Source organism: Rhizobium sp. SEMIA 4085 (assembly GCF_013004495.1).
GTDB classification, from domain to species: domain Bacteria; phylum Pseudomonadota; class Alphaproteobacteria; order Rhizobiales; family Rhizobiaceae; genus Rhizobium; species Rhizobium gallicum.
Genome location: NZ_JABEPH010000274.1, coordinates 1 through 8,382, shown reverse-complemented (window position 1 = coordinate 8,382; position 8,382 = coordinate 1). Strand labels below are relative to the sequence as shown.

General features: G+C 60.6%; 7 protein-coding genes. 1 reads left to right on the top strand and 6 read right to left on the bottom strand.

All coding sequences use genetic code 11. From position 1 onward, the window contains the following. Nucleotides 1-88: 88 nt before the first annotated feature. The 6 genes from C9413_RS22995 to C9413_RS22970 all read right to left on the bottom strand — a co-directional run bounded on the left by C9413_RS22995 (nt 89) and on the right by C9413_RS22970 (nt 6,859). On the bottom strand, nt 89-2,023 hold the full coding sequence (locus C9413_RS22995) for a DUF2207 domain-containing protein (RefSeq protein ID WP_039846647.1): 1,935 nt from the start codon (nt 2,021-2,023) through the stop codon (nt 89-91). Nucleotides 2,024-2,066: 43 nt separating this feature from the next. Further along, complete coding sequence (locus C9413_RS22990) at nt 2,067-3,329, bottom strand: 3-phosphoshikimate 1-carboxyvinyltransferase (RefSeq protein WP_039844150.1); 1,263 nt, start codon at nt 3,327-3,329, stop codon at nt 2,067-2,069. Between the two features lie 92 nt (nt 3,330-3,421). Continuing rightward, nucleotides 3,422-3,973 (bottom strand): LemA family protein, encoded by a 552-nt coding sequence (locus C9413_RS22985; RefSeq protein WP_039844149.1) that lies wholly within the window; start codon nt 3,971-3,973, stop codon nt 3,422-3,424. Between the two features lie 328 nt (nt 3,974-4,301). After that, nucleotides 4,302-5,261 (bottom strand): glycine--tRNA ligase subunit alpha, encoded by a 960-nt coding sequence (locus C9413_RS22980; protein WP_039844148.1) that lies wholly within the window; start codon nt 5,259-5,261, stop codon nt 4,302-4,304. Nucleotides 5,262-5,787: 526 nt separating this feature from the next. Continuing rightward, nucleotides 5,788-5,979, bottom strand: a complete 192-nt coding sequence (locus C9413_RS22975; RefSeq protein ID WP_039844147.1) for a membrane protein — start codon at nt 5,977-5,979, stop codon at nt 5,788-5,790. Between the two features lie 19 nt (nt 5,980-5,998). Further along, nucleotides 5,999-6,859, bottom strand: coding sequence for a S49 family peptidase (locus C9413_RS22970; protein WP_039844146.1), 861 nt, complete (start codon nt 6,857-6,859; stop codon nt 5,999-6,001). A 166-nt stretch (nt 6,860-7,025) separates the two neighbouring features. Between C9413_RS22970 and C9413_RS22965 the strand changes: the two genes are divergently transcribed. Beyond that, on the top strand, nt 7,026-8,382 hold a 1,357-nt coding region (locus tag C9413_RS22965; RefSeq protein ID WP_170250950.1), incomplete at its 3' end, for an Nramp family divalent metal transporter.

Sequence of the window (8,382 nt, the reverse complement as noted above, 5' to 3'; positions counted from 1 at the left end):
CGCCCAGCAGCAGACCGTTCACGCCGCGTCTGTTCCGTGTACGCGCTGCCCGGCAGGGGGGGGACAGCAAAAGGTCAAGCGGGAAAGCTCACCAGCCGCCACCGCCGCCGCCTCCCCCGCCACCACCCGAAGAACCGCCGCCACCGGAAAAACCGGAAGAGGAACTGGAGGGCGCAGGTGAAGGAATGGTCGAGGCGATCGTGGACGCCATCGACGACGAGAAGCCGCCGATGCGGTCGGAGAAGCTGCCGCTGCTGAAGTTGCCGTAATACCAGGACGGATCATAGGCGGCAGCCGCACCGGCAGCGGCCGCCGCGAGCCAGGTTTCGAAGGTGCGTGTCCAGGGCTTCTCGACACCCAGTGCAACCGCATAGGGCAGCAGCCTCTCAAAATGTTGGGGCGACATTTCCGGCGCACCGGCCATGTTCATCCGGTCCTTCTCGGCAAGGGTCAGATACTGACGAAGGCCGTCGATGCCATCCATGATCTTCGAACCAAGCGGCGTCGGCGCACCCATGATGAAGACATAGAGCAGGTTGAGCAGCACGATGCCGCCGACGGCAAAGAGCATCGGCGTCTCGTGGAACTCCAAGAGCGTGGAGAAAAGCGCCAGAGCCAGCGATGAAACGATGCTGAAGCCGACAAAAACGATGACGGCGATCGCGATCACAGCGGCGATCTTGCCGCCCAAGGACTGGCCGGGGCGGAACGACCGTGCAAAGCCGGCCACGAAGATGGCGACGAAGACAGAAACGACGATCGGGATGATCATCAAGACGATCGCATCGGGTTCCAGCGTGCCGAAAACGAAGAGCGCGACGAGTGCGGCAGCGCTGAGCGCGATGCCGCCGGTCGTATAGCCGGTATTGGAATTGTAGTATTTGCCGCGATGTTCCCGCTCGATCGCCGAGCGGAAGCTTTGGCCGACCGACTTCACGCGTTCGCCGTTTGCCTTGTCGATCGTCAGCGAGCCCTTGTTGGCGACGGCGCTCAGGAGGCTGGCTTCGCCGGCTTCCAGCTTCTCCTTACCCACCGGCTTTTGCGTGCGGCGTACGATGATCGATTGCCTGAGGTCTTCAAGAGCGACATAGCCGCGAACCGCCAGGTCCAGCGCCGTTGCCGAAAGTGCCGTCCAACCCCCGCCTGAAATGCCCTTGTTGTCGATGTAGTTGACGAGCGCCGGTGAGATGCCTTCGGGAGGATCCCAGCGCGGCACAAGGACGCCGCGGGAAGGGTCGCGTCCGACCTTCAGCCAGGAGCGGGTGTAGTAAAGGAAAACAAGGAGGAGGCCGCCGAAACCGATGAAATAGTCGCGGTTGTCCTTCAGCCACCAGATGTTCCGATCGGATGCGCTCGGTGGATCGATCGCGCCTTTCGGAAGCTTGACGGCAATCGTCAGACCTTCGTTGGCATCGAGCGGCATGGTCGTCGAGAAGATCGGCCGGGCATTGCCGCCTGAAATCCGGGCATTCTTGTCCTTTGCGCCAAGCGCACCGGTGAAGACATTCGTATCGGTTGCGATGACACCATCTGGCAGGTTCACGGTCGCGGTCGCGGCCATGATCGGGAAGATCCAGCCGTTACCGGTCACATTCCAATAGAGTTCGTCGTGATCGGCGAAATAGCGGATCTGGCGATTGGTGGTGTAGGTGAAGGCATATTGATGGCGGCCTGGTGGAAGCATGACGTCTTCCGACCCAGCATAGATACGGATGCCACCGGAGACGGATTCCGTCTTCCACGGCTCGTCATTGCCGTCGCGTTTCACCGATACAACGTCAAAGTCGACGCTGCGGCGGCGACCTTTTTCATCGACGAAAGTCAGCGGAAAGTCGCGGAAGATGCCGCGCCGGATCCGATTGCCCTCGGCATTGACGGTGATTGTCTCCGTCACCGTCATAGCGCCGCTCTTTTCGAGCTTTATATCTGATGCGAAGGAGTTGATGACCTCCGCGGCACTTGCCCCATATGCTGCAAGCGCCAGAAACAGAATGAAGCAAAGGCCGAAAAGCCGCCGGATCATCATACCTCTCCCCGCCGGCGGCGCGCTGCCGCCTCAGACAATGTCAGTCCTCGTTCACATATTTGACGCCCAGGCCTGCCAGCGTGCGCCAATAGGCAGGGAACGTCTTGCCGACGCAGTCCGGATCGAGGATCGTGATGCCGTCTATCTTCAGCCCGGCGAGCGCGAAGCTCATGGCGATGCGGTGGTCGGCGAAAGTGTCGATCTCGGCAGGAAGACGCCTTCCGGCAAGCGACGGATCAGACTGGACGATGAGATCGTCGCCTTCTTCGCGCGCCAGATCCGGGCGAATCTGCGTCAGGCCGGTCGACAGCGCGCGGATGCGATCGCATTCCTTGACGCGCAGATTGGCAATGCCGACGAAATGGACGGGCGTTTCGTTGAAGGCGGCAAGGACTGCGAGCGTCGGAACCGCGTCCTGCATCTGCGAGCCGTCGATTTCAGCCGGCAGGCGCGGGAATTTGACGATCATCTCATAGGCGCGCGCATCCGGCTGCGTGAAGGCGCCGTTCGGCACCCCGAGATCGATGGAGCCGCCGGTCAGGACTTCGGCAGCCCAGAGATAAGTTGCCGCCGACGCATCCGGCTCGATGACGAAATCGGCCGCCGTGTAGCCGGTCGGTTCGACGCGCCAGGTGACTGCGCTCGTCTTCTCGACCTTGGCGCCGAAGGCTCGCATCGCGGCGGTCGTGAGATCGATGTAGCCGAGGGCACCGATGTCCTCGCCGAGGAGTTCAATATCCACCGGGCGGTCGCCTCCGGCCGCCATCATCAGCAGCGCGGATACATACTGGCTGGAGAGACCGCCATCGATCCCGATACGGCTCGCCTCGAAGCAGCCTGTCCCCTTGACGGTTACAGGCGGGCAGCCGGTTTCGGCCGTCGCATCGATTCCGAGAGACCGCAACGCATCAACGAGCGGGCCGATCGGGCGCTTGCGCATGTGCTGATCACCGTCGACGACGACGGTGCCATCAACGAGTGCGGCAGCGGCCGTCAGGAAGCGTGTTGCAGTGCCGGCATTGCCGAGGAAGAGCGGCGCTTTCGGCGCCAGCAACTTGCCGCTTCCAGTGACGACGAAGCTCGTATCGTCCGGTTCGTCGATGACGACGCCCATGGCGCGCAGCGCATCCGCCATGTAGCGCGTATCGTCGCTCTTCAGTGCGCCGGTCAGACGGCTGATACCCTTGGCGAGGCCGGCCAGGAGCAGCGCGCGGTTGGTGATCGACTTCGAGCCCGGCGGCACGGCGCGCCCCACGAGCGGAGCCTTAGCCGGGATGATGGTGAGTTTCTTGTCCTTGCTCATGAGGCTTGTCTATTCCGTCCATTGCGCTAGCCGCCCTGCGGCCTTGACCGGCCCTGCTCATAGCAGCTTTTGCGCAAAGGCAAACGCCCATATCAGAATTTGACGGCCGGAACGGCGCGGTCGGCCTCGTTGGTGATCTCGAAATATTCCCGCTTCTGGAAGCCGAACTGCCCGGCGACCAGATTGGAGGGGAAGCTTTCAACCTTGACGTTGAGATCACGGGCAGCGCCGTTGTAATACCGGCGTGCCATCTGGATTTCGCTTTCCATCGTCTCGAGCGAGGCCTGAAGCTCGGAGAAGTTCTCGTTCGCCTTCAGGTCCGGATAGGCTTCGGCTAGCGCCAAAACACGGCCCAGCGCCTGGCCGAGAAGGCCTTCCGCTTGCGCCCTGCCCGCTACATCGCCAGAAGGCACCGCCTGCGCCTTGTTGCGCAGCTCGACGACCTCTTCCAGCGTGCTCTTTTCGTGGGTAGCGTAGCCCTTGACGGTCTCGATGAGGTTTGGGATCAGATCGGCGCGGCGCTTGAGCTGCACGTCGATGCCGGACCAGGCCTCTTCGGCCATCTGCCGGGCGCGGACAAGACCATTATAGATAAAGACAAGATAAAGCGCGATCAGAACGATCACACCGACAACAATATACATCGCGAATCCCCCGCAACGACGCAAAGTCTGGACCGAGACTATGCGGCTTCCGCTGGATTGTCATCCCGCATTTCCGGGCTGTGGCTTACATCAGCGACTAGCGAAATATCACGATACCGCACACACATAGCCGGTTATATCTTTCTTATGTGCCGCCTGGTTACGGTGCACTCGCAACTCACGACGAGGAAATAATCAGACAATGAGCGCAGCAATCTACCTATTGAGCCTGTCGGCGATCGCATCTCTCGTCGTCTTCCGAAAGACTCCACGGCCAGCGCCCCGGCGCATCGTCGTACGCTCCAACCACCGCCGCTAAGCGGCATTCTTAGGCGGCGGCCACGGCGATATTGATGCCGCCGGCATCCGTCAAAAGGAAGGCTTCACCGCAAGCCTTGGCGAGCGTGCGCACCCGCAGGATATAGCTCTGACGCTCGGTGACCGAGATCATCCCGCGTGCATCCAAGAGGTTGAAGACGTGGCTTGCCTTGATGCACTGGTCATAGGCCGGAAATACACACTTGTGCAGCAGCTGATTGGCATTGTCGCTCGGCGCACCGGCGGCGAGAAGCGCCTGGCACTCCTTTTCCGCATCGATGAAATGGCGATGCAGCATCTCGGTATTGGCGAATTCGAAGTTGTGGCGTGAGTATTCCTGTTCGGCCTGCAGGAAGACGTCGCCGTAGCTGATCTTTTCGTCGCCTTCGCGGCCGTTGAAGTTCAAGTCGTAGACGTTGTCGACGCCCTGCACATACATCGCCAGACGCTCGAGGCCATAGGTCAGTTCGCCGGCAACCGGCGCGCATTCGATGCCGCAGACCTGCTGGAAGTAAGTGAACTGCGAGACTTCCATGCCGTCGCACCAGCACTCCCAGCCCAGCCCCCATGCGCCGAGCGTCGGGCTTTCCCAGTCGTCTTCGACGAACCGGATGTCGTGCAGCAGCGGATCGAGACCGATCGCCGCCAGGGAGCCGAGGTAAAGCTCCTGCAGGTTCGGCGGGTTCGGCTTCAGGATGACCTGATACTGGTAATAATGCTGCAGACGGTTTGGGTTTTCACCGTAGCGGCCGTCCGACGGACGGCGCGACGGTTGGACATAGGCAGCCTTCCACGGCTTCGGGCCGAGCGCGCGCAGCGTGGTCGCCGGATGGAACGTACCGGCGCCGACCTCCATGTCATAGGGCTGCAGAACCGCACAACCCTTGTCCGCCCAGTAGTTATGAAGCGTCAGGATCAGCGCCTGGAACGAGCGCTTCGGGTTCATATGGTCGGAAATCGATGCAGACATGGAGACAAGCCACCGGTTGCGTATTTTGCCGGACAGGTGCCATGGGAGAGGGCAAGGGTCAATACTTAACGTATGATCGGACCATGTTTTGGAAGGAGCTCCGTCGCCAACGTCAAGACAACGGTCATGCTGTCTGATGAGGATTTACGCGTTGCAGAAGAGTTCGCCGAAAACGGGGCGTTTTCCAAGCGCATCCGATGTCATTGGCGAGGGTATCGCCCCAATGCGGCTTGAGGAAGAGGTCGAAGACCGACCTGCTTAATATCGGCGATTTAATTCAAACTATTCCGACCTACGGAGAGCCGGCGAACACGACTCATATCGAACCATAAGAAACGACGCTCCCCCGGGCTCCGGGCATCCGGCTTCAGATAAAGCGGTCATTTGCTTCGCTGTCGAGCGGGGTTAAGCACGCTCCTATTGCAAGAACTCGCCTTGTCACGACCGAACTTGTAGTCGGCCGGCACTTGCAGCCGCAAAGCGCGTATTCAGTCGAGAGCCTGCGCATGTTCTTCATTGGTCACCATCATTCATCCTCCCGCTTCACGCGGTATTCGCCGGTCACCGGATCCTTGACAAGCGTGCCGACGGCGCCGGTCTGACGCTCCTTCTCGGCACGGCGGGATTTTTCCTGCAAGCGCTTGGCATCGGAGATGAAGCGGCGGTAAAGCCACCAGGCAGCGCCGACCAGGATTATGATTGTTATAAGCTGCGCCATCTCCCTTTTTCTTCTCCTCTCACAGTCCGTAGCGGCTCCACAATGCCTTTTCTTCCGCCGCTTCGACAAGTCCCGTCGCGAGACCTGATGCCAAGCCATCAATCGAGACGGGCGAGACACCGGGCATCCGCCGGCCGAAGAGGCTGCGGGCGGCGGTGACGAGCTGCAGCCTGGTCTTCGGGCCGTAGCGCCTTTTCAGTTCCTGGCGCATGTCGCCGAGGCTGTCGACGAGGCCGAGCTCGAGCCCGCGCGTGCCGCTCCAGAATAGGCCGGAAAAGACGGTTTCGTCATCCTTCAGTCTCCCGGCGCGGCGTTCGCGCACCATGGTGATGAAGACCTCGTGGATCTCGAGCTGAAGGGTCTTCAGATATTCAATGTCCTTCTCTTTTTCAGGCTGGAAGGGATCGAGGATGACCTTGTTTTCGCCGGCCGTATAGACGCGGCGCTCGACGCCGATCTTCTTGAGGAGTTCGGGGAAGCCGAAGCCACCGGAAACGACGCCGATCGAACCGACGATAGAGGTCGGGTCGGCAATGATCTCATCGCCGGCAAGCGCGATCATGTAGCCGCCGGAGGCCGCCACGTCCTCGACGAAGACCAGCACCTTCTTCTGCTTTTCACGAGCAAGCTCGCGGATGCGGGTGAAGATAAGCCGCGACTGAACGGGCGAACCGCCCGGCGAATTGACGGCAATGGCGACAGCGGGAGCTTCCTTGTCAGAGAACGCCTTTTCCAGCACCGGTGCGACATTGGCGAGATTGAGTATCGGGCGGAACTGGCCGCCGCCGCTCATGATTGCGCCCTGAAGCCTGACGACCGGGATGATCACCCCTTCCTTGCGGAAACGCTTCGGTACCAGCTTTCTCAAAAATCCGGCCATTTCAAATCCTTCTCGCTCTCGGCATCGCAATCCATGTATGCAATGGAGCAGCAAACGCAATGGGCCAACTTCCCAACATGCATCCGATTTTTCATTTTGCGAATGACTTGCATTATCATTCTAATCGGGCATAGTGCGGGGCATTGGTCCCAAAAGCGGTAATCATATGGATGTTTTGAATCGTACTCCAAAAGGCGGCTGGCGACACGACCGCGAAGAAGCCTCGCTTTCAGACGTTTATCGCACGATCGGCACAGGCCGCCCGGGATCGAAACTCCGGCGGATTGCCGCCTTTGCCGGCCCTGGCTACATGGTCGCGGTCGGCTATATGGATCCCGGAAACTGGGCGACCTCGCTCGCCGGCGGCTCGAAATTCGGCTACGCGCTGCTGACTGTGGCGCTGCTTTCGAACCTCATGGCGATCGTGCTGCAATCGCTTTGCGCCCGGCTCGCCATTGCTTCTGGCCGCGATCTGGCGCAGGCCTGCCGGGACGCCTTCCCCAAAATCGTTTCCGTACCGCTGTGGGCCTTTGCGGAAATCGCAATCATCGCGACGGACATTGCCGAGGTGATCGGCACGGCAATCGGCCTCAACCTGATCTTCGGCGTTCCGCTGGAACTCGGCGTGCTGATTACGGCGCTCGACGTTTTCCTTATTCTCTATCTGCAAAAGCTCGGCTTCCGCTGGATCGAAGCGTTCATCATCACGCTTCTCGGCGTCATTGCGCTGTGCTTCGGCGTGCAGATCTTCCTCGCCGACCCGCAGTGGGGCGCCGTCATCACGGGCTTCTTCCCGACGACGGAAATCGTCAGCAACCCGGAAATGCTCTATCTGGCGCTCGGCATTCTCGGCGCGACAGTCATGCCACATAATCTCTATCTGCATTCCGGCATCGTGCAGACCCGCGCCTACGGCCACACCGTGCCGGAAAAGCGGGAAGCGCTGACCTATGCGACGATCGACTCGACCTTTGCGCTCTCTTTTGCGCTGTTGATCAACGCCTCGATCCTGATCCTTGCCGCAGCCGCATTCAACGCCCACGGCCGGACGGACATCGTCGAACTCGGCGAGGCGCACTCGCTGCTGTCACCGCTGCTCGGGCTTGCGATCGCACCCACGCTTTTCGGCATCGCCCTGCTCTGTTGCGGCCTGAATTCGACCGTGACGGCAACGCTTGCGGGCCAGATCGTCATGGAAGGCTTCCTGAAGATCAAGCTTCAGCCATGGGTACGCCGTCTGACTACCCGCGCCATCGCAATCGTGCCGGCGGCGATCGTGACCATCTGGTACGGCAACCAGGGCACGGCACAATTGCTGATCCTGACGCAGGTCGTGCTCAGCCTGCAGCTTTCCTTCGCCGTCTTCCCGCTGGTGATGTTCACCGCCAGCAAGGCCAAGATGGGCGAGCTCGTCGCGCCGCGCTGGCTGAGCACTATTGCCTATGTGATCGCAGTCGTGATCGCCGGATTGAATATCACGCTGCTTCTCGACTTCGGGACCGGCTACGCCTTGCATTGTCCGA